Genomic DNA, 21,787 nt, shown 5'->3' with positions numbered 1-21,787 from the left:
ACTCGAAGAACAAAATCGCCTCGATGGGGCAGCATTCCTGCAGATCAGTCCGGATCGGCCAAGGTGACCTGGACTCCGCCGACGAGATCGCTGCAGAGGTTGTAGATGAACGCACCGAGCGTTGCAAGGGCGGTCATCAGCACCATGTTGGCGAGGCCGATCACCGTCGCGTAGCCGAACACCTGACCGACAGTGATGAGTCCGTCACTACCCGACTCCGAGACGAGGTCGGTGAAGGCGCTGTTCAACCGGTCCCACACGCCCATGCCCGCCAGCACACCGTACAGCAGGCCCACCGCGATCATCCACACGAAGAACAGCGACAGGGAGATCAGAGCGGACACCTTCAGCATCGACCACGGATCGATGCGGCGCAGCTGCACGGTCGCCCTGAGCGCGGCACCTGCGGTAGGTGCCACGGCTACGGGGCTCGCATGCGGGGTTTCCACCGCGACCGCTGCCGTCGGAGTCGGATGCTTGACAGTCGACAGGTCCGGCAGGTCCTTCGCCAGGTCCTTGCGCTCGATGTGCCTGGTCGGGCCGTCGATGACCGCAGACTTCGCCTTCACTGCGGCACGATCGGATCCCTGCGCGCCTCCGGTCATGGATGCGGCCGCTGTACCCGTGACGACGGGGCGTGTCGGCGCGGAGCTGCTCTTCGCGGGAGGGTTGTTCTTCGCGGCAGGCTTACCCGCGACAGGCTGGGGCCCCGTTGCGGGACGCTGAGAGGCTCCTGACGGACGATTCGCAGCCTTCCCCAGGCCAGGTCCGACTCCGGGGAGATTCGTCTGTGGGGTGTTCTGCTGCGGGGTGCTCTGCTGCGCAGCACCCTGCTTGTCGCCGGCCGGTTGCTGCTGTCCACGCTGCCACGGCGGTGTCTGGCCCGACGGACGCGCCGTCGGGTTCGAACGCTGCACCGGCCGCGTCGCCTGCCCCTCGGCGGGAGCCGGATCGCCCTTACCCGGGTTCGAAGCAGACTCCGTCGACTCGGACGAGTTCTGGGCCGGCTGGTTCTTGGAATCTGCCACCGGCTTCCCTGCGGGCTTCACCGGCAGGTTTCGCCTGCTCGGGCGCCTGTTTCTCAGCGGCCGGGCCGCTCGGATCGGTTTCCACCTCGCGTCCGTTCCGATCCTCGGGCTTCCGGGCGGATTTTCCCTGGTCGGATCCGTTCGGCCCCTGGGGAGTGCTCACTTACGACTCCTTCGATTCGGATGCGTCGATCTCCTCAGGCTCGTCGGCGTTGCGTGCAATCGCAAGCAACGTGTCGCCGTCGCCCAGGTTCATCAAACGCACACCCTTGGTCTGTCGGCCTGCCTTGCGCACCTGCTTGGCAGCAGTACGAATGACACCGCCGCCGGACGTGATCGCGTACAACTCGTCATCGTCCTCGACGATCAGTGCACCGACCAGGGTGCCACGTCGCTTGTCGTACTGGATGGTCAGAACACCCTTACCGCCGCGACCCTGAACCGGATAGTCCTCCATCGGCGTGCGCTTCGCATAGCCACCGGACGTCGCAACCAGCAGGTACGTGCCCTCCTTCACCACATTCAGCGACAGCAGTTTGTCCTCGCCGTTGAACCGCATGCCCTGGACGCCGGACGTCGCGCGACCCATCGGACGCAACGCCTCGTCGGTCGCCGAGAAACGGATGGACTGACCCAGCTCCGACACCAGCAGCAGGTCGTCGTCGGCAGAACACAGCACGGCGCCGACCAGCTCGTCCTCGTCACGCAGGTTGATCGCGACGATGCCGCCCGACCGGTTCGAATCGAAGTCCGACAGACGCGACTTCTTCACCAGGCCGTTGCGGGTGGCGAGCACCAAGTAGGGCGCGTCCTCGTATGTCTTGAGCCGGATGACGCCCTGGATCCGCTCGTCCGGCTGGAATGCCAGCAGGTTCGCGACGTGCTGGCCACGAGCCGTGCGGTTCGCTTCGGGAAGCTCGTACGCCTTCGCGCGGTAGACGCGGCCCTTCGTCGTGAAGAACAGCAGCCAGTCGTGCGTCGACGTCACGAAGAAGTGCTTGACGATGTCGTCCTGCTTGAGGTCGGCACCCTTGACACCCTTGCCACCACGCTTCTGCGACCGGTACAGGTCGGTGCGGGTCCGCTTGGCGTAGCCGGTCTCGGTGATCGTGACGACCACGTCCTCGCGGGCGATCAGATCCTCGTCGGTGACGTCGCCGTCGGCGGGAACGATGCGCGTGCGACGCTCATCGCCGTACTTCTCGACGATCTCTTTCAGTTCGTCGCGGACGATTGCGCGCTGCCGCTCGGGCTTGGCGAGGATGTCCTTGTAGTCTTCGATCTCGCGTTCGATCTCGGCGAGGTCGTCGACGATCTTCTGCCGTTCCAGGGCCGCGAGCCGGCGCAACTGCATCGCCAGGATGGCGTCCGCCTGGATCTCGTCGACGTCGAGCAACTCCATGAGGCCTGCGCGGGCGATGTCCACGGTCTGCGACGCGCGGATCAACCTGATGACCTCGTCGAGGGCGTCGAGGGCCTTGACCAGACCGCGCAGGATATGGGCCCGCTCTTCGGCCTTGCGCAGCAGGTACCGCGTCCGGCGGACGATGACCTCGATCTGGTGGGTGACATACAGCCGGATCATCTGGTCGAGGCGCAGCGTGCGTGGCACTCCGTCGACGATCGACAGCATGTTGCATCCGAAGCTCGTCTGCAGCTGCGTGTGCTTGTAGAGGTTGTTCAGCACGACCTTGGCGACGGCGTCGCGGCGGACCGTGACGACGATGCGCATGCCGATGCGGTCGGACGACTCGTCGTGGATATCGGAGATGCCCGCGATCTTCGCGTCGCGCACCTGCTCCGCGATCGACGTGATCAGGTTGTCCGGGTTGACCATGTACGGCAACTCGGTGATGACGATGAACGACCGACCCTTGGAGTCCTCTTCGATCTCCACGACGCCGCGCATCTTCACCGAACCACGCCCGGTCGTGTAGGCATCGTGGATGCCCTGCGAGCCGGTGATCAGCCCTGAGGTCGGGAAATCGGGGCCCTTGATGCGCTCCATGACCGCCGCGAGCGTGGCTTCCTCGTCGGCCTCGAAGTTCTCGAGCGCCCAGTAGACCGCCTCGGCTACCTCGTTGAGGTTGTGCGGCGGAATGTTGGTGGCCATACCGACCGCGATACCGCCCGAACCATTGATCAACAGGTTGGGGATACGGCTGGGGAGAACCGTCGGTTCCTGGGTACGACCGTCGTAGTTCGGCTGGAAATCGACCGTCTCGTGGTCGATTTCCCGCAACATCTCCATGGCGAGCGGAGTCAGACGGCACTCTGTGTACCGCATGGCGGCAGCACCGTCGTTTCCGCGGGAACCGAAGTTTCCCTGCCCGTCGACGAGCGGGTACCGCATCGACCACGGCTGGGCGAGACGCACCAGGGTGTCGTAGATCGAAGAGTCGCCGTGCGGGTGGTAGTTGCCCATCGTCTCTGCGACCGCACGCGCAGACTTCACATAGCCGCGCTCGGGGCGGAAGCCGTTGTCGAACATCGCGTACAGCACGCGTCGGTGCACGGGCTTGAGACCGTCACGCACATCGGGGAGGGCTCGGCCCACGATCACGCTCATCGCGTAATCGATGTAGCTGTTCTGCATCTCCTGCTGGATGTCGACGGGCTCGATGCGGTCGTGCCCCGCACCCTCCGGCGGCAACGTGGTGTCGGTCATGAGCTCCTTCTTCTACTCGGCTCGAACGTCCGATCCGAGCTGGGGCCCGACGAACGTCTCGCAACCACCCGAGTCTATAGGTGCAGGTCAGCTAGTGCTGCCAAGGACAGGCACTTTCCCCGAACCGGTGTCCTAACGAACGTCGTCGATCCAGTCCGCGATCTCGTACTCGTGCTGGAGATCCTGATCGCTCGGCGCCGCCATCAACAGCACCACCGTGATCGCAAGTGCGATCACGCCGACCACGAAGCCCGGGAACAGCAACGCCACCGCGGTCATCCCCTCGGGCAACTCCGCCAACGGGTCCAGGACCACGGAAATACCCGCCATACCCGTGTAATGCAGCGCGACGACCGCACATCCCATCAGCACCGCAGCAGGGAAGCGCACCGCGCGCCGATCCACCTCGAGGCTGAGCCACAGAGCGGTGAAGGCGGCCATGATGCCGATCGCCAACGAAGCAAGTACGTAGGGCACCGCCTGATCGAGCGTTCCCGCGACACGAATCGCGGCCATCCCGCTGTAGTGCATCGCGCCCACACCGAGGCCCATGATCACACCACCGAGCGGCAGCCTCAGCCCATCGGGCACCCACTGCATCCACGGCTCGTCGACGTCGACGACAGAAAGTCCGAACCAGGTGGCACCGACCGCGAGCACAACCGACAGCAAGGTCAGCCAGATGTTGAAACGGACGATGGCGCCCGGAATCTCGAATCCGATCATGCCGGTGAAATGCATCAGCCAGACACCGATCCCGCCGGTCGCGACGCTCGCCAACGCGGTCCAGCGTCGCTTCTCCCGGCGCACAGTGGCCTGCCTCGCGCGGCGCGCGCAGGTCAGGCCGATGTAGCACCCCACGATCGAGGTGAGCCAAGCCAGAAAGAAGACCCACATCCCCATGGAGAAGTGGTGAAGTTCGTGCGACATACGTTCCCCCCGGAGCGCCAGCACGCCCCCTCGTGTTACATGGATCGAATTTTCGGCAAGACCCCCGTTGCCGACGAACCACTATGTCACGAACATCGAAATCTCTTGAACGAGAAGTCCCTTCACGAGACCGAACCGACGCCGCTACCGGCAGTGTGACCTACCGATCAGCGGCCGTGGCGCAGCAGTGATCGACCATCACACACGGACTCCGTCGGTTGACGCAGTGCGCGCGGTGCGCGCACTCGCCACTCCGACGAACGCCCCGTTTGCCGAGGTGATGGGAGCCCCGCCGTCACCGATTCCCCATGGTGAACGGCCACGGACCCGATCTCTTACTGGGCCACAGGCTGATGCAACTTCCGAAGTGCGTATTCGGTGACGGTGACAAGTGCCTGTTTCGCCGATTCACGCGAGCGAGCGTCGATCGATACGATCGGCACCTCGGGAGAAATGGCCATGGCCTGCCGGATGTCTTCGAGCGGGTACCGCGGTGCATCGTCGAACTCGTTGATCGCGACGATGAACGGAAGATTGCGCGCTTCGAAGAAATCGACAGCGGCAAAGCTCTCGTCCAGTCGTCGGGTATCGATCAGCACGATCGCACCGATGGCACCTCGGATGAGGTCGTCCCACATGAACCAGAACCGATGCTGACCCGGCGTGCCGAAGAGGTAGAGCACGAGATCCTCGGCCAAACTGATTCGGCCGAAGTCCATGGCCACGGTCGTCGTCGACTTCTGCGGCGTTGCCGCAAGGTTGTCGACGCCATCGCTGGCGTTCGTGACAAGCGCTTCCGTGCGGAGTGGAACAATCTCCGACACGGCCCCTACCAGCGTGGTCTTGCCGACACCGAATCCGCCGGCGATCACGATCTTGGTCGAGGTCACGCGCTTCGTAGCGTTAGAGTTCGCGAAGTCCACTGAGGACCCTTTCAATCAGCTCACGACGCTCCGCGTCGCTCGAATCGTCTTTCAGCGTGGCCAGGATCTGTACATGCCCGGCTTCGACGAGGTCGGCGACGAGCACGCGTGCAACTCCGAGCGGCACACCCACCCTCGCAGCGATCTCGGCGACCGACGGGGACTCCTTGCACAGTTCCAAGATCGTGGCGTTGATGTTGTCCAGATCCCGGGCCCGGCTGTCGGTGCCCGGAATTGCCTGGATCAGGGCTTCCAACGCCAATTCGACCGCAGGACTGGTGCGTCCCGAAGTCAGCGAGTACGGCCGGACCAGACTCGGCTGGTCCGGCACCGACTCCGGCTTGCGCGGTTCCATGGCCACCTCGACGTCAGGACCTCTGGCCGACCCGAGGCGTCGCCTCGACCGACGCACCCACGCGGTCGACCAGGAGCGCCATCTCGTAGCCGACCTGTCCGATATCGCATTCCGAAGCAGTGAGCGCAGCGAGATGCGAACCGTCACCGACGCTCATGAGCAGCAGATAACCGTGCTGCATCTCGACGACGGACTGCAACACTCCGCCACCGTCGAACAACTGCGAAACCCCGTTGGAGAGGCTCGCTAATCCGGACGTCACCGCAGCGAGCTGCTCGGCACGGTCGACCGGAAGATGTGCGCTGGCAGCCATGAGGAGGCCGTCGGCCGACACGAGGACCGCATGCGAGACACCGGGGACTTCGCGCGCAAAGTTGGAAACCAACCAGTCCAATGGACGAGCTACATCGGATCCATGATCAATGTTCATCGAACTCCCTGTTCATTGTTCTCGCGATTACTTGTCGTCGCCGAAGCACGCCCATTGCGGACTCCCTGCTGGTGGCGACTGAGATTGGCCCGGATGGATTCCGGGTCACGACGTCGGAGTGCGCGCTGTTCTGCGGTCACAGGTTGGCGCACGGCACCCGGGACCAGACGTTCGCCCGGTGCCCGGCGGGGAAGACCGGAAGTGGTGTGTTCCTCCACCGGGATTTCCGCTGCACGCTGCGCGGCCTGCCATCCCGAGTCTGCAGCCGAATGCCACTCGCGCTTCCGCCGATCCTCGGGCAGGTTCGTCGGATCGACGAGCCAGTCCGACATCATGTCGGAGAAGATCGGGTTGCCGGCCGCGGAGTGCGGTTTCAGCGAACCTGCATCCGGACGGGGCTGGAAGAACGACGCGGTCTTCGCGGAGTTCGTGCGGTAACGATGCCGAGCAGCATTCTGCGCATCGGTCTTCTCCGACACCGAACCACCGTCGGCGATACTTGCCGGCCTGGCCGCGGATTGCGGGATCCGCGGCGAAGAACCCGGCTGCCGACGAGGCAGACCGAAGGCTCCGCCACGGCGATTCTCGCTACTGGGCGGTGGACCTGCCTGAAGAGGTGCCACTCCCGGTGTTGCACCGGGCTGACGCTGAGGCAGACCGGAGGAGGTGACCTGTGCCGGTCGCGCATCCTGTTCGCTGCGGGTCGGCTGTGCAGCACGACCGCTCGACTCTGCCTGCCCACCCTGGTTCTGCGGCGGCAGACCCGGCGTGGAACCGGGCTGACGCTGAGGCAGACCCGGCGTGGATCCGGGGTTGCGCTGAGGCAGGCCCGGCTCTGGCGCATCCGCATCCGCATCCTGAGGCGGCCTCACTGCCCGCACTGGAACACCGGGGGTTGCACCCGGGCGACGCTGCGGCAGACCGGGGCCCGACGCTGCCGGCCGCCCCTGATCGAAGGAGCGGTTCTCCGGTGCGGGGTCCTGCATGGGACGACGCTGAGGCAGACCCGACTCACGAGCCGGCGGGGTCGCCAGAGCGTGAGCTGCGTGGCTCGACGATTCCCCGTTCTTCTCATCCTGGTTCTGAGCTTCCTGAACCGGGGCCTCGTGACGCGGCGATTCCTGCTCCGGCGCACCGAACTGCGTCGACGCGCCCTGCGCTTGCTGAACCTGATGCTCACGCTCGAGGTCCTCGCGGCGCCCGTTCTCTGCATTCGGATCCACAGGTGTGCGGTTGGCACGCGAAGGAAGTGCCGAGGCCAATGCTGCCGCGGCATCGGGCTGGATCCGGCGGGGAGCCTGCTGTCCGTCCGGCTGAGGCAGACCCTCGGTCGAGCCGGGGCTACGTTGCGGCAGACCCGGCGTCGAACCGGGCTGACGCTGCGGCAGACCCGGCGTAGAGCCCGGCTGACGCTGCGGCAGACCCGGCTGACGCTGCGGCAGACCTGTCGGCACCTGCTCGCGCGACGGCTGCTGTCGAGGCGGAGCGGGCGGAGCAGAATGGGCGGGCGGAGCAGAATGGGCGGGCGGAGCAGAATGGAACGCCTGCGGCTGAAGCTGCGGCTGTTCTCGGTACACCGGCTCGGATTGCTGTTCCCGATAGATCGGCTCCGACTGCTGGAACCCTGCCGTGGCAGTGTCCGGACGACGGATCTCCGTGGGCTGGTCGTCGACGCGGGATTCCTGACGCGAGCCGGCCCGCACCGGAAGGTACTCCGGAATCGGCTGCGAGTGGTCGAGATCCGTTTCCTTGCCCGCGCCCGCGGGCAGAGTAAGTTCCTGTTGCTGGGCGACGGAGATCTCCTCCGCCTCACCATCGACGACGACGGGACCCGGCTGAGACAGCGCCAGCGGCGACATGAGCAGGACGTCCGGAATATGGACGCTTGCGGTGATACCGGGATTACGCGCGGTGTCGAACGTCGGCCGCAGGCGCACGGTGAGCCCGTGCCGATCTGCGAGACGTGAGGTCACGAACAGACCCATGTGGCGAGCGGTGTCCGGACCCACCTCGCCACCCTGGCGGAGACGATCGTTGATCAACTCGAGTTCGTCGGACGGGATACCGATACCGCGGTCGGCGATCTCGACGAGCAGGCCACCATCGACGGCACGCGCGAAACTGAACGTGACGGTGCTGTCCGGCGGGGAAGCACGCAGCGCATTGTCGACCAGCTCCGCGAGCAGGTGGACGATGTCCGTCGCGACAGCACCGCTGAGCGCACCGTCGGGAGTGGAACCGATTTCGACTCGCTGGTAATCCTCGACCTCGGACATCGCTGCACGCAGGATGTCGCCGAGCTGAACCGGAGCAGACTCGCCACGGCGCATACGTGTACCGGAGAGAATCAGGAGGTTGTCTCCGTTACGGCGCATACGTGCTGCAAGGTGATCGAGCTTGAACAAGCTCTCGAGACGGGACGGGTCCTTCTCTTCGTACTCGAGTCGCTCGATGAGTCCGAGCTGTTGTTCGACGAGCGACTTGCTTCGACGTGCGAGGGTCTCGAACATGTCGCTGATCTGCAAGCGGAGGTGGGCCTGCTCGCCGGCGAGACGCAGAGCCTGTCCGTGCATGTCGTCGACGGCGCGGGCAAGCTGACCGATCTCTTCGGTCGTGTGCACCGGAACCCGAGTGAACTCGATGTCCTCGATGCTGTCGCCGACCTTGATCCGGTCGATGGCTTCGGGCAGTTCCTGACGCGCAACCTTGAGGGTGCCGTACCGCAGGCGACGGATCGGGCCGACCAGCGATCGCGACACGAGCAACGCGAGGACGAGGGCTACGAGCAGCGCGGCGAGCACGAACGCAGTATCTCGGAGTGCGGCGGAACGAGTCTCCGCCGCGCGGTCGACGACAGTCGTGGTGATCGCTTGTGAGGCTTCGTTGATGATGTTGGCGTAGACATCGACGCTGTGGAGCATCGATTCCCGCAGATCCATCACCGGAAGCGGTCCCTGACCTGCAGCTTCCACCATCGCGGTGCGCTGGTCGATACCGCTGCGCAGGTCTGCGATCTGCGCGTCGGCAAGAGGGAAGGAACGGGCAAGGAGGTCGAGCATCGCGAGTTCGCCGCCGGATGCGGTGACGAGAGCGGTGCCGGAAGTCGTCGGATTCTCGAGGATCTCGATGATGCCGAGCACCTGACCGAACAGATAGCGCTGCGAGTACCACGCGTTGATCAGGCGTGTTCCGTGATCGAGAACGTCCGGGTCGTCGATCTGGTCGAGAATCGCCTCGACGATGCGGTTGAGGTTGTCGCGCACCTCGTTGTAGACCGTGGCGATCTGCGCAACCGGCACGGGGCCGGCCTGCATCTGCCCGTAGAGGGTCTCTGCGGCGGCGATCGTCTGGGTGAGGTCGGAGGTGACAGCGGGATCCAACTCGGGGTTCTCGGCGAGCGGCTTGATCTTCTCGAACGATTCCCGCAGGAGCTCGAGGTCGTCCGGCCGGGCGGTGCCGGAGGCATTGGTCGCGGTGGAAGTTGCGAAAGCAGTCGAGAAGTCGACGATGTCGGGCACACCCACGACTTGGTCAGCGGCGGACGAAAAATGGACCGCATTGCTGAGTTCCGCTTCGACGCGGAGTCCACCGAGGACCATCGCCACTGTTACCGGAACGGCGAGAACGGCAGTGACCTTCCTGCGAAGTCCCCACCCCTCGATATTCCACCACCGCTGCCGGCGCGGTGACTCGTCACTCATGGATTACAGCTCTCCTTCCAACCCGTTCGCGCCGCGCGACGAGCATTCACGACCAACCCACTCGACCGGTGAGCATGATTTCCGCTGGAATGCAGTCGAACGAGACGTTTCTGGGTGAGGGCACCATATCGGGACATACAGGGGATATGGAAGACGGGTTTCCACATACGCCGGGTGATTCCCTTCATGGCCCTGTTCGGCGGCCATGCATACGGATGGCCGATAGGAGTGTACTCATGAGTAACCGCTGAATGTAAGCGGCATTAGTCCGAAATGAGAGTATCAGTAGGGCCTGCGACATGAAATATCACACATCGCAGGCCCTACCGGCACGACACGCCGGAGTCGGGGCAGTCTGCCCCGACTTCACATCTCCGCAGGATCAGACGTCGAGGAAGCGCACATCCTTCGCATTGCGAGTGATGAAGCTACGCCGGGCCTCGACATCCTCACCCATGAGCACGCTGAACAACTCGTCGGCCGCAGCGGCGTCGTCGAGGGTGACCTGACGCAGGATGCGCACGCTCGGATCCATCGTCGTCTCCCACAGTTCCTTGGCGTTCATCTCGCCGAGGCCCTTGTAACGCTGGATCCCGTCGTCCTTGTTGATCTTCTTGCCTGCCGCGAGGCCCGACTCGAGAAGAACGTCGCGCTCACGGTCCGAGTAGGCGAACTCGGCCTCTGCACGCTGCCACTTGAGCTTGTACAGCGGCGGCTGTGCCAGGTACACGTGGCCGTGCTCGACGAGTGGACGCATGAAACGGAACAGCAGCGTGAGCAGCAACGTCGCGATGTGCTGTCCGTCGACGTCAGCGTCGGCCATCAGCACGATCTTGTGGTAGCGCAGCTTGGCGATGTCGAACTCTTCGTGGATACCTGTGCCGAACGCCGTGATGATCGACTGGACTTCGGCGTTCTTCAGCACACGGTCGATACGCGCCTTCTCGACATTGATGATCTTTCCGCGCAGCGGCAGGATCGCCTGGTACATCGAGTCGCGGCCCGACTTCGCCGAACCACCGGCGGAGTCGCCCTCCACGATGTAGATCTCGCACTTGCTCGGGTCCTTCGACCGGCAGTCCGCGAGCTTGCCCGGCAGGCCGCCGATGTCGGTAGCACTCTTGCGGCGCACCAACTCGCGTGCCTTGCGCGCTGCGACACGGGCCTGCGCCGACGACACGGCCTTGGTCACGATCGTCTTCGCGTCGGCCGGATTTGCCTCGAGCCAGTGCGAGATGTGCTCGTTGCACGCCTTCTGCACGAACGACTTGACCTCGGTATTGCCGAGCTTCGTCTTCGTCTGCCCCTCGAACTGCGGCTCGGCGACCTTCACCGAGATGATCGCGGCCAGACCCTCACGGATGTCGTCACCGGTGAGGTTCGGGTCCTTGTCCTTGAGGAGCTTCTTCTCTTTCGCGTACCGGTTGACCACGCTCGTGAGCGCCGCACGGAAACCTTCCTCGTGCGTGCCGCCCTCGTGGGTGTTGATGGTGTTGGCAAAGGTGTGGACGGACTCGGAGTAACCCGAGTTCCACTGCATCGCGAGCTCGAGCTCGTGACCGGTACCCTTGGCGGTGAACCCCACCACGGAGTTGTGGATCGGCGTCTTGGTGCGGTTGATGTGACGGACGTAGTCCTCGAGACCACCCGGGTAGTGGTAGACGCGAGTCTTGATCTTGTGTACCGGGGGTTCGGAGGCCTCGGCAGCCTCGTCCTCGGCAGTCTTCGGCGCTTCGGCAGTCTCCGCGACGATCTCGTCGGTGACCTCTTCGGGAAGAACCCGCTCGTCGGTGAGCGTGATGGTCAGACCCTTGTTGAGGAACGCCATCTCCTGCAGGCGCCGCGAAACGGTCTCGAAGTTGTACTGCGTGGATTCGAAGATGTCGTCGTCGGCGAAGAACCGCACCGTCGTTCCGGTGCGTTTGGTTGCCTCGCCCTTGACCAGCTCACCGGGCTTCGAGTTCGTATAGGTCTGTTCCCAGTGGTGGCCGTCGACATCGATCTCCACCTCGAGCTTGGTGGAGAGGGCGTTGACGACCGAAATACCGACACCGTGCAGACCGCCGGACACCGCGTACGCGTCGGAGTCGAACTTGCCGCCTGCGTGGAGCTGGGTGAGCACGACCTCGACCGTGGGCACACCCGACGCGTGCATACCGACCGGGATGCCACGGCCGTCGTCGACGACCTCGACACCACCGTTCGCGAGCAGGGTCACCTCCACCTTGGTGGCGTACCCCGCCATCGCCTCGTCGACCGAGTTGTCGACGACCTCCCAGATGAGGTGGTGAAGACCACGCTCTCCCGTAGAGCCGATGTACATACCAGGACGCTTACGAACCGCCTCGAGGCCCTCGAGGACGGTGATGGAAGACGCACCGTAGTCACTTTTGTTCTTGTTCGACTTCTCGGCAGCCACGGGTGGGTAGCTCTCCTTTTCCGCCTCGGCCTCGCACACATGCGCGCGGCGCATTCCTGTCCATTCTACTTGGCATGAGCCCATATGCCCCCGGCGACACAGAGTGCGGTTGCCGCACCGCTCACGTCCCCACAGTCGGCCCGGCGCGCACCGGCGAAAGTGAATTCCTACATCGCCGCATTTTCGGCGCTCGAACGGGGATCGGGCCCGGGGTCTAGCCGTAGGTGTCGCGGGGGCCGCGACCGCGGATGTGTCGTTCACCCTTACGCCAGCTCGGCGCAGCGGGACCGGTGATCCGAAGTTCCTTGACCACACCGTGCCCCACGGACGCCGCAACCTTCGCAAGAATCTGCGATTGGATCATCCGCAGCTGCGTTGCCCATGCGGTCGACTCTGCCGAGACATGGAGGATCCCGTCGCGAAGTGTCGTGGGTTGCGCATGTGAGGCGATGTCTTCGCCCACGACCCGCGCCCAACTACCCAGCACCGTGCCTTCCGACACATGTGCGGACCAGCCACGTTGCTTCGAGATCGCACCGGTCAACGCGCCCAGCCTCTGAGGATCGCGGTCGTCGGGTCCGGGTCCGGACCATCCCCGCTTGCGGCGACGTGGCCGCACCCGGCCGCTCGAGGCGCGCCCCTGGCCGACCGATTTACCGCTGGCCTTCGCCGCCGCTCGAGCTTCCTCGAGCGCGCGACGTGCCAGGTCCACTCCGCGGAGCTCCGGTTCCGCTCCGTTGTCCTTCGAGCCGGCGGTGTCATCGTCCGTCATCGGATACCTCCTCGACCGATTCTCCTCGCGCTGCCGCACCCAGCACAGAGATACGGCCACGTTCGGTGTCCTCGGCATGCACCGGGAACCGCGCACCCGTCAGCTCGGAAGGCACGTCCTCGGGTACGGCCGCGGTGATGAGGACCTGCTCCGCCGTCGCCGCGACCGACGCGAGTGCGGCGCGTCGACGACGGTCCAACTCTGCGAACACGTCGTCGAGCATGAGCACCGGATCCGTACCGTCCGACCGGAGCAGAGCGAACGCACCGAGTCGCAGCGACAGAGCGAACGACCAGGATTCCCCGTGGCTCGCATATCCTTTCGCAGGCTGATCGCCGAGGATCAATTCGAGGTCGTCGCGATGAGGACCGACCAGGCACACTCCCCGTTCGATTTCCTTGGAACGCATCTCCGAGAGCCTCTGCAAGAACGCGGCCTCGATCAGTTCACGGTCGTCGTGTTGGGGCACCCGCGAGGGATCGGCGAATTCTGCCGGAAGCGGATCGCCGAGACTGCTCCGATAGCGCAGGACCGCCGGACGCGATTCCGGTGCGATAGACCGGTAGGACTCGACCACATGAGGCGCGAGGTCGTGCAGGAGTGCGATCCGTGCGGCCAGCAACTCCGACCCGTGCGCCGCGAGATGTCCGTCCCACACGTCGAGGGTCGCCAGCGCACTCGCACCATCACTCGATCGAGCGCCCCGGCGCAGTGCACCACCGGCCGTCTTGAGCAACGCCGAGCGCTGTCGCAGAACCTTGTCATAGTCCGCGCGCACACCCCCGAGGCGGGGGAAACGGGTGGTCAGCAGTTCGTCGAGGAACCGCCGACGGTCCCCAGGGTCGCCGCGGACGAGCGAGAGATCCTCGGGCGCGAACAACACCGTCCGGAGGATCCCGACGATCTCCCTCGGTCGCCTGGCGGGCGACTGGTTGATCCGCGCCCGATTGACCTTTCCGTCGTTGATCTCGATGTCGATTCCTAGTTCACGGCCGCCGTTGACGACCACTGCACCGACGAACGCTCGTGGGGTCCCGGCGCGAAGGAGAGGAGAATCGGACGCCACGCGATGCGATGACAGACCCGACAGGTACCCGAGCGCCTCGATGAGATTGGTCTTGCCGTGTCCGTTGGGCCCGACGAAAACCGTTGGGCCCGGAGTCAAATCGACCGACGCGGTCTCCCATGACCGGAAATCGCGCAGCGCGAAGGTGCGAACGTACACGGTCCGTCCACTTTCTGCTCGCCGGTCAGCCCGGCAGGCGCACCGGCATCAAGAGGTAGGTGTAGGCGCTGTCGGGGGCAGCGAACGTGCCCGACTCGTCGGGCACCGGCTCCTCGTCGGTGGCCGGCCGCAGCACGGCCGGACGGCTGGAGGTGGTGAACCCGAACGACACCTTGTCGGTGTGCAGCGACGTCAGACCGTCGAGCAGGTATCCCGGATTGAACGCGATGACCATCGGTTCGCCGTGGAATTCGGCCGGATGTGATTCCTCGGCGCGTCCCGCGTCGTCGCCGCCGGCCGAGAGCAGCACACTGCCCTCGTTGAACTCGAGTCGGACCTGGGCTCCGCGTTCGGCGACGAGAGCGACACGTTTGATCGCCTCGACCAGCGGTGCGATCTCGACCGTGGCCATCGCGGTGTGCTCGTTGGGGAGCAGCTGACGGAACTTGGGGAATTCGGCGTCGAGGAGACGTGTGGTGGTGCGACGTCCGTCCGCGACGATGCCGAGCAGTCCTTCGGCACCGACCGACGAGCCACTACCGAGTGCCAGCTGCACCACCGGACTAGATGCTCCACCAACAGTTTTCGCGGCTTCGGAAAGCGTCTTGGCCGGTACCAGCACAGCTGAGCTGGTGCTGTCGCCGGTGGGCATCCACTCGAGCTTGCGCACCGCGAGGCGGAAACGGTCGGTGGCCGCGAGCACCATGTCGGTGCCCTCGATCTCGACGCGGATACCGGTGAGCATCGGAAGCGTGTCGTCCTTGCCTGCGGCGACCGCAACCTGGCCGATCGCCTCGGCGAACAGATCGCCGGACAGGGCACCCGTCTGCTGCGGAAGCTCGGGGAGCTGTGGGTAGTCCTCGACCGGCATCGTCGGCAGGGAGAACTTCGCGCTACCGCAGGTGATGAGCACGCGGGTGCCATCGAGGACGACATCCACGGGCTTGTTGGGGAGCGAGCGGGTGATATCTGCGAGCAGCTTGCCCGATACGAGCACCTTGCCCGGGGTGATCACTTCTGCCGGGACGTGTACCTGCGCCGAGACCTCGTAGTCGAAGCCCGAGACGGTCAGGCCTTGCTCATCGGCTCCGAGCAGGACTCCACCGAGCACCGGAACCGGTGGGCGCGACGGGAGGCTCCGTGCCACCCATGCGACAGAGTCGGCGAAGTCCTCGCGAGCAACACGAAACTTCATGCTTCCAAGCTCCATCGCCCCGGGGGATCCTCTCTCGATCGTGGTCATCGACAAGTCTTACGAGTCTGACACACGGTCCCGACTCCACTGCTCGGCGTCGGGGATGCGGCTCCACGGTAGGCGCTCGAGCCCTGCTTGGAAAGCCGGACGCCGTTGCGACGACGCGACTCTCGAGGGCCTGTGGACTCGAGGGATCCACACACCTGTTTTGAAAGAGTATTTCTGAGAAGAATTCACAGAAGTAGTAATAGGTCCTGTGGAATCTGTGGACGAACGACCGTCTAGGCTGGTGACGCGGCCTTCTCGAGCCGTCCGACTCGAGGATGAACTCGAGGAATTCTCGAGGATGGATGTGGACTCCTCGAGACTGTTCTAGTTCTGTCCACCGTTCGTCCACAAAGATTCCACGTTCTGCACACCGTTGTCCACAAGTGTGAGTGTGCCTTCTTTCTCGAGATCCGGGACGAAATCGATGGGTTACGCACAGTCTGTGGACAGAAAAAATCGGGAGCGTCGTGGCGACGCTCCCGATTCGTGAGTGGTCCTGCAGTGTGACTTGCTACCGCTTCGAGCGCTGCTTGATGCGGGCCGTGAGCTCCTGCACCTGGTCGTAGATCTTGCGTCGTTCGGCCATCTCCTTGCGAATCTTCTTGTCCGCGTACATGACTGTTGTGTGGTCGCGTCCGAACGTCTGGCCTATCTTCGGCAGCGACAGGTCGGTGAGCTCACGGCACAGATACATGGCGATCTGCCTGGCCTGGGCCAATGGGCGTGCTTTGCCCGGTCCGCACAGGTCGTCGATCGAGATACCGAAGTACTCGGCGCACACCGCCATGATCGTCGAGGCGTTGATCTCGAGTGCTGTCGAATCGGGCATCAGGTCGCGCAGCACCACCTCGGCGAGGGTCAGGTCGAGTGGCTGCCTGTTGAGGGAGGCGAACGCCGTGACCCGGATGAGTGCACCCTCGAGTTCACGGATGTTGCGTTCGATCCGGCTGGCGATGAGCTCGAGGACATCGTGGGGCACGTCGAGCCCGTCCATCCGCGCCTTCTTGCTGAGGATCGCGATGCGCGTCTCGAGTTCGGGCGGCTGGACGTCGGTGATCAGACCCCACTCGAACCGGGTCCGCAGCCGTTCCTCGAGCGTGGCCAGCTGCTTGGGCGGACGGTCCGAGGAAACGACGATCTGCTTGTTCGCATTGTGGAGAGTGTTGAACGTGTGGAAGAACTCCTCCTGGATGCCTTCCTTGCCTTCGATGAACTGGATGTCGTCGACGAGGAGGATGTCTGTCTCGCGGTATCGACGTTTGAACGCGACCTTTCGGTCGTCGCGCAGGCTGTTGATGAAATCGTTCGTGAACTCTTCCGTCGAGACGTACTTCACCCTCATCCCGGGGAAGAGTCGCTGTGCATAATGCCCCGCGGCGTGCAGGAGATGTGTCTTGCCGAGGCCGGACGCACCCCAGATGAAGAGGGGGTTGTAGGCGCGGGCCGGCGCTTCTGCGATCGCCACGGCGGCAGCGTGCGCAAAGCGGTTCGACGCACCGATGACGAAGGTGTCGAACGTGTACTTCGCGTTGAGGCTGCTGCTGCCGATCGCCGGTGTTTCGGGCGGCGGCGGCTGTGTGAAGTACGACGGCCAGGACTCGCGCACCGCGGTGAGTGCCTCGTGATCGTCGTCGACCTCGTCGACATCCCCGTGGTCGGGTTCGAGAGGCTCGTGGTCGTATCCAGGTCCGAAACGGCGATGGTAGGGACCCCTGACGTCGCCGGGCGGCATTGCGTCGCGGGTCGTGCGCCGTTCCCTCGGTTCTGTGTCGCGACGTGCAGTTTCGCGGTGTTTTGCCTCACGCGAGGTGGGTTCCGCCGGAAGTCCCTCCAGAGGCAGTGTGTCGCGGGGCTCGGCGTAGGGATCCTCGGCGGGGTCGTCGATCCGTTCGCGGGGTTCGACGCGGACTCCGAGTCCTTCCACACCCTGCCCGAGGTTGCGGTTGAGTACCCGAAGGATGGGCTCGCGGAGATCACGCTCGATCGATTGCTGCGCCAGGGTGGACGGCACCGAGAGCAGTGCGAATCCCTGGGCCAAGGTGATGGGTTTGACGAGGTTGAGCCATGCTTTCTGGCTCTTCGACAATCCACCGTTGTCCACGGTGAGCTCGGAAACGACGTCCGCCCACACATCGGCAAGCGCGTTAGGCTCGTCGTTCACGAAGCTTCCTCCCACAGAGTCGACCGGATTTCCACATGATTATCCACAGGTGTGGACAACCAGGGGAAACCGCCCGGTCGGGCTGGGGATGAATGCTCGAGTTGTGTGCAGAGTGCAACCGCATATGTCATCGGCGAAAGCCGGCTGCGGTGGCTACTCGTGAACCCAGCGTGGCACACGATAGCCGGGTGGCAGCGATCCCCCTCGACGCCATGTGGGCAGCGTACCGCACAGTGACGGTAGTCACGTGGGATCTCGGGGCGGATCGGTGAAATTCGGATCGGCGTGTCGGGTTGCGCGATCCGCACCGTCGCGGTTTGATTTCGCGCCCGGACCCGAGTAGCCTCGAACAGTCACTCGTACTGCAGTGGCTGGTCCGTGCTGTGTCACAGCGCGCGGGTCATGCGAAATTCCGTAAACGTTGGACCAATGGCGCCTCCTGGTGCCGCAGATTATCGAGGAGTGTTGACCGTGGCCAAGGGCAAGCGGACGTTCCAGCCGAACAACCGACGCCGCGCGCGCGTTCACGGCTTCCGTCTCCGGATGCGGACCCGTGCGGGCCGCGCCATCGTGACAGCGCGTCGCCGCAAGGGCCGCGCTTCCCTCACCGCCTGATCCCGTTACCGGGAGCTCGGGGTGTTACCTGAGCCGTATCGATTGCGGCGCCGTTCGGACTTCTCCGAAGCCGTTCGTCGTGGTCGTCGTCAGGGGCGCCGAGATCTGGTTGTCCACGCCTTACAGCGGGAGCAGCCGGATTTCGTGGTGAGTGGTGTCGACGGTCCTCGTTTCGGACTCGTCGTGAGCAAGGCTGTCGGGCCGGCGGTGATTCGACATCGAGTCGCGCGCCGGCTTCGTCATATCTGCGTCGAGCTCGTCGAGTCGATTCCTGAAGGTACCGATGTGGTGTTGCGTGCGCTGCCGGGAGCAGCCACCGCCGAATCCTGCGATCTCGAGCGGCAGGTCCGCTCCGGATTGACGCGGCTCGGGGTTCTCGAGAGCGAGGGGCGGCAGTGAGCTCACCCGGGTGGAGTGTTGCGCTGCGGTCTGTCCGCACTGCGCCGTCTCGGGCATTGATCTTCTGTATCGAGCTCTATCGCGTCTACGTGTCGCCCACCCGGATGCCGACCTGCCGATTCTTTCCTACGTGCAGCGAATACGCAGTGGATGCGCTTCGGACGCGGGGTGTCGTCGTCGGTTCGGTTCTGACGGCTGTGAGACTGCTCAAATGTGGACCCTGGCACCCTGGTGGTTGGGATCCGGTGCCGGAGCGCCGACACCGACATTCCCCAGCGGGTACCTGAGCGGCGACTTCAAGACCTGAGACCGACGCCGCTGCGTGGCGATCATGGACGACCAGAGGAGTACCTAGAGCCGTGCTCGACTTCATCTACTATCCCGTGTCCTGGATCCTCTGGGTCTGGCACAAAGCCTTCTCGTTTGTGTTGGCGCCCGACAGTGGGCTCACGTGGACCCTGTCCGTGGTGTTCCTCGTCTTCACACTCCGCGCCATCCTGTACAAGCCGTTCGTGAAGCAGGTGCGCACGACGCGCCAGATGCAGGAACTGCAGCCGCAGATCAAGGCGCTGCAGAAGAAGTACTCGAACGATCGTCAGCGGCAAGCAACCGAGATGCAGAAGCTGCAGAAGGAGCACGGCTTCAACCCGCTGATGGGTTGCCTGCCGATGTTGCTGCAGGTACCGGTGTTCATCGGTCTCTTCCACGTGCTGCGCTCGTTCAACCGGACGGGGACGGGGTTCGGTCAGCTCGGTCTGACACCCGAGGAGAACGCGCAGCTCGGCAACTACGCTTTCAGCCCGGACGACGTCCAGTCGTTCCTCAGCGCCCGTATCTTCAATGCGCCGATCTCGTCGTGGATCACCCAGCCGATGGAATCGCTTCAGGCCTTCACCGTCGACGGTGGTGACCTGCCGTCGCGGTTGGATATCGCGGTGGTGGCCATCCCGCTCATGGTGATCGCGGGTATCGCCACGCACTTCAACTCACGTGCATCGGTGGCGAGGCAGAGCGCACAGGCTGCGGCTGCTCCTCAGGCCGCAATCATGAACAAACTCGCGCTGTATGTGTTCCCACTCGGCGTGATGGTCGGCGGCCCGTTCCTTCCCATCGCGATCCTTCTGTACTGGGTGAGCAACAACGTCTGGACCTACGGTCAGCAGCACCTCGTCTTCCGCAAGATCGATCATGAGGAAGAAGAGAAGCGTCAGGCAGCACTCGCACGCCGGAACGAGAACGCACCCAAGCCGGGGGCACGCCCGACGAAGAACAAGAAGAAGGGCGGCGCCGCAGCTGCTGCAGGCGCGGATGCCGAACCTGCGTCCGAGGATTCCTCGAATGACGACACCACGGCGCAGACCGGAGATGTGTCGCTGAAGAAGTCGGATGCCCAGGGCACCGGGAAGGCTTCCGGTCCGAGTACACCGAAGCCCGGCAGCCGCCCCAAGAACTCCAAGCGCAAGCGGCGCTGACCGAAGTAGAAGAGAGCTGAATATGGCCAGTGACCTGGACAAGGCACAGGAGGACCTCGAGGTGATTACCGAGCCGCGGGACGCAGAACTCGACGCGGACGATGACGATGATCTGATCGAAGAGGGCGAGATCGCCGGCGACTACCTCGAACAGTTGCTGGACGTACTCGACTTCGATGGCGACATCGACCTGGACGTCGAGGGTGACCGTGCTGTGGTCAGCATCGACGGTGGCAAGGATCTGTCCAAACTGGTGGGGCGGAGCGGCGAGGTTCTGGACGCGCTCCAGGAACTCACGCGACTGGCAGTGCAGCAGGCCACCGGCGAACGCAGCAAGCTGATGCTCGATGTTGCCGGCTGGCGCGCAGGTAAGCGTTCGGAACTGAGTGCTCTCGGAACGTCGGCCGCGAAGCGGGTTCTCGACTCGGGTGAGCGCGAGGAGTTGACCCCCATGACGCCGTTCGAGCGCAAGATCGTTCACGACGCCGTCGCCCAGATCGACGGCGTGTCCAGCGAGAGTGAAGGCGCTGAGCCAAATCGGCGAGTCGTCATCATCCGAGACTGATCAACAGCTGATCGAAGAGGAGCCCGGGCCGGCCCGGGCTCCTCTTTTTCATCGGTAGGCGCCACGGGTTGGACCACCGTTTGTTGCACTACCTGTCTACGGGAGAGGATGTTTCACGTGGAACACGAAGAGTCCGACCTTCTCGCAATTGCTCACCGTGTCTTCGGCAACCGATTCGACCTTGCGCAGCGCTACCACGAGTCGTTGTCGACGGACGGCGTCGAACGCGGACTCATCGGGCCCCGCGAGGTACCGCGGTTATGGGAGCGGCACATCCTCAACTGCGGCGTGCTCGGTGAGTTGATCGAAGAGGACGAGCGGGTTGTCGATGTCGGAAGTGGCGCCGGCCTTCCGGGGATTCCGCTCGCCATCGCCCGCCCCGATCTTCGAGTCACACTTGTCGAGCCGTTGCTGCGACGTTCGGTGTATCTCGCGGAGTTCGTCGAGACACACGGACTGGGGAACGTGCTCGTGGTGCGCGGCCGTGCCGAGCAGCCCGGTGTGGTTCAGGAAGCGGGCGGCGCCGATGTAGTGACCTCGCGGGCGGTGGCTCCTCTCGCCAAACTCGCCAAGTGGTCGCTGCCGCTCATCCATGAGGGTGGGCGAATGCTCGCACTCAAGGGAAGTTCCGCTGCCGAAGAAATCGATCGCGATCGCGCCGAGCTCGCAAAGCTCGGCGCAGGCAACCTCGAGGTGCTCGAGTGCGGTGCCGATCTTCTCGAGGTTCCAACACTCGTGGTGAAAGCCGAACGGATTGCGAAGCCGCAGCGACGTCGCAAGCGATGAGCAGTTTCACGTGAAACGTGTGACCGAGCCCCTCCCCTTCCCCGTCGGAGTGGAGGGGTTTTTCTTTGCGCTCGAGTGGGAAGGGAATCGCAGGA

The 21,787-nt window shown here is 64.2% G+C and carries 18 protein-coding genes; 6 read left to right on the top strand and 12 right to left on the bottom strand.

The features are described 5' to 3' along the window. Positions 1 to 44 precede the first annotated feature (44 nt). The 12 genes from EV641_RS23910 to dnaA all read right to left on the bottom strand — a co-directional run bounded on the left by EV641_RS23910 (position 45) and on the right by dnaA (position 17,855). Positions 45 to 1,028 carry a DUF3566 domain-containing protein gene (locus EV641_RS23910; RefSeq protein ID WP_241997428.1) on the bottom strand — a complete coding sequence of 328 codons (984 nt, stop codon included), beginning with the start codon at positions 1,026 to 1,028 and terminating at the stop codon, positions 45 to 47. Positions 1,029 to 1,191: 163 nt separating this feature from the next. Beyond that, positions 1,192 to 3,696: a DNA gyrase subunit A gene (gyrA, locus tag EV641_RS23905; RefSeq protein ID WP_132475126.1), complete on the bottom strand. Its 2,505-nt coding sequence runs from the start codon at positions 3,694 to 3,696 to the stop codon at positions 1,192 to 1,194. 132 nt (positions 3,697 to 3,828) lie between these two features. Continuing rightward, a complete protein-coding gene (locus EV641_RS23900; RefSeq protein ID WP_054715885.1) occupies positions 3,829 to 4,626 on the bottom strand; it encodes an MHYT domain-containing protein in 798 nt (265 codons plus the stop codon). 335 nt (positions 4,627 to 4,961) lie between these two features. After that, positions 4,962 to 5,516, bottom strand: a complete 555-nt coding sequence (locus EV641_RS23895; protein ID WP_054715879.1) for an ATP/GTP-binding protein — start codon at positions 5,514 to 5,516, stop codon at positions 4,962 to 4,964. Positions 5,517 to 5,529: 13 nt separating this feature from the next. After that, positions 5,530 to 5,904 carry a DUF742 domain-containing protein gene (locus EV641_RS23890; protein ID WP_054805600.1) on the bottom strand — a complete coding sequence of 125 codons (375 nt, stop codon included), beginning with the start codon at positions 5,902 to 5,904 and terminating at the stop codon, positions 5,530 to 5,532. 13 nt (positions 5,905 to 5,917) lie between these two features. After that, complete coding sequence (locus tag EV641_RS23885) at positions 5,918 to 6,334, bottom strand: roadblock/LC7 domain-containing protein (RefSeq protein ID WP_132475123.1); 417 nt, start codon at positions 6,332 to 6,334, stop codon at positions 5,918 to 5,920. After that, the gene (locus tag EV641_RS23880; protein WP_132475121.1) at positions 6,331 to 10,035 is read right to left on the bottom strand and encodes an ATP-binding protein; all 3,705 of its coding nucleotides are present in this window, start codon (positions 10,033 to 10,035) and stop codon (positions 6,331 to 6,333) included. Before EV641_RS23880 ends, EV641_RS23885 begins: the two co-directional genes overlap by 4 nt. Positions 10,036 to 10,417: 382 nt before the next feature. Further along, complete coding sequence (gyrB, locus tag EV641_RS23875) at positions 10,418 to 12,454, bottom strand: DNA topoisomerase (ATP-hydrolyzing) subunit B (RefSeq protein WP_132475255.1); 2,037 nt, start codon at positions 12,452 to 12,454, stop codon at positions 10,418 to 10,420. Between the two features lie 214 nt (positions 12,455 to 12,668). After that, positions 12,669 to 13,226 (bottom strand): DUF721 family protein, encoded by a 558-nt coding sequence (locus tag EV641_RS23870; protein WP_132475118.1) that lies wholly within the window; start codon positions 13,224 to 13,226, stop codon positions 12,669 to 12,671. After that, the gene (gene recF / locus EV641_RS23865; protein WP_132475116.1) at positions 13,213 to 14,451 is read right to left on the bottom strand and encodes a DNA replication/repair protein RecF; all 1,239 of its coding nucleotides are present in this window, start codon (positions 14,449 to 14,451) and stop codon (positions 13,213 to 13,215) included. Before recF ends, EV641_RS23870 begins: the two co-directional genes overlap by 14 nt. Before the next feature lie 25 nt (positions 14,452 to 14,476). Further along, positions 14,477 to 15,661: a DNA polymerase III subunit beta gene (gene dnaN / locus EV641_RS23860; protein WP_132475113.1), complete on the bottom strand. Its 1,185-nt coding sequence runs from the start codon at positions 15,659 to 15,661 to the stop codon at positions 14,477 to 14,479. Between the two features lie 544 nt (positions 15,662 to 16,205). Next, on the bottom strand, positions 16,206 to 17,855 hold the full coding sequence (gene dnaA, locus EV641_RS23855; RefSeq protein ID WP_132475110.1) for a chromosomal replication initiator protein DnaA: 1,650 nt from the start codon (positions 17,853 to 17,855) through the stop codon (positions 16,206 to 16,208). A 471-nt stretch (positions 17,856 to 18,326) separates the two neighbouring features. Between dnaA and rpmH the strand changes: the two genes are divergently transcribed. The 6 genes from rpmH to rsmG all read left to right on the top strand — a co-directional run bounded on the left by rpmH (position 18,327) and on the right by rsmG (position 21,692). Continuing rightward, complete coding sequence (gene rpmH, locus EV641_RS23850) at positions 18,327 to 18,470, top strand: 50S ribosomal protein L34 (RefSeq protein ID WP_040744549.1); 144 nt, start codon at positions 18,327 to 18,329, stop codon at positions 18,468 to 18,470. A gap of 21 nt (positions 18,471 to 18,491) precedes the next feature. Beyond that, the gene (gene rnpA, locus EV641_RS23845; protein WP_132475107.1) at positions 18,492 to 18,869 is read left to right on the top strand and encodes a ribonuclease P protein component; all 378 of its coding nucleotides are present in this window, start codon (positions 18,492 to 18,494) and stop codon (positions 18,867 to 18,869) included. Then, positions 18,866 to 19,156, top strand: coding sequence for a membrane protein insertion efficiency factor YidD (gene yidD / locus EV641_RS23840; protein WP_132475105.1), 291 nt, complete (start codon positions 18,866 to 18,868; stop codon positions 19,154 to 19,156). The genes rnpA and yidD overlap by 4 nt, the downstream gene beginning before the upstream one ends. A gap of 72 nt (positions 19,157 to 19,228) precedes the next feature. Continuing rightward, entirely contained in the window at positions 19,229 to 20,341 is a 1,113-nt protein-coding gene (gene yidC / locus EV641_RS23835) for a membrane protein insertase YidC (protein WP_054713240.1), read from the top strand. 22 nt (positions 20,342 to 20,363) lie between these two features. Further along, the gene (locus EV641_RS23830; protein ID WP_132475102.1) at positions 20,364 to 20,906 is read left to right on the top strand and encodes a R3H domain-containing nucleic acid-binding protein; all 543 of its coding nucleotides are present in this window, start codon (positions 20,364 to 20,366) and stop codon (positions 20,904 to 20,906) included. Between the two features lie 108 nt (positions 20,907 to 21,014). Continuing rightward, a complete protein-coding gene (rsmG, locus tag EV641_RS23825; protein WP_054713241.1) occupies positions 21,015 to 21,692 on the top strand; it encodes a 16S rRNA (guanine(527)-N(7))-methyltransferase RsmG in 678 nt (225 codons plus the stop codon). Positions 21,693 to 21,787 lie beyond the last annotated feature (95 nt).

It is taken from the genome of Rhodococcus sp. SMB37, from assembly GCF_004345605.1.
Taxonomy (GTDB): Bacteria; Actinomycetota; Actinomycetes; order Mycobacteriales; family Mycobacteriaceae; genus Rhodococcus.
Note: the sequence above shows the minus strand (reverse complement) of the source record. Positions and strands in the feature narration are given on the sequence as shown.

Coding starts and splice junctions, on each gene's coding strand:
- gyrA (WP_132475126.1), bottom strand. CDS start 3,696: ATGACCGACACCACGTTGCCGCCGGAGGGTGCGGGGCACGACCGCATC.
- dnaN (WP_132475113.1), bottom strand. CDS start 15,661: ATGGAGCTTGGAAGCATGAAGTTTCGTGTTGCTCGCGAGGACTTCGCC.
- EV641_RS23885 (WP_132475123.1), bottom strand. CDS start 6,334: ATGAACATTGATCATGGATCCGATGTAGCTCGTCCATTGGACTGGTTG.
- EV641_RS23830 (WP_132475102.1), top strand. CDS start 20,364: ATGGCCAGTGACCTGGACAAGGCACAGGAGGACCTCGAGGTGATTACC.
- EV641_RS23900 (WP_054715885.1), bottom strand. CDS start 4,626: ATGTCGCACGAACTTCACCACTTCTCCATGGGGATGTGGGTCTTCTTT.
- EV641_RS23880 (WP_132475121.1), bottom strand. CDS start 10,035: ATGAGTGACGAGTCACCGCGCCGGCAGCGGTGGTGGAATATCGAGGGG.
- EV641_RS23890 (WP_054805600.1), bottom strand. CDS start 5,904: ATGGAACCGCGCAAGCCGGAGTCGGTGCCGGACCAGCCGAGTCTGGTC.
- rsmG (WP_054713241.1), top strand. CDS start 21,015: ATGTTTCACGTGGAACACGAAGAGTCCGACCTTCTCGCAATTGCTCAC.
- EV641_RS23870 (WP_132475118.1), bottom strand. CDS start 13,226: ATGACGGACGATGACACCGCCGGCTCGAAGGACAACGGAGCGGAACCG.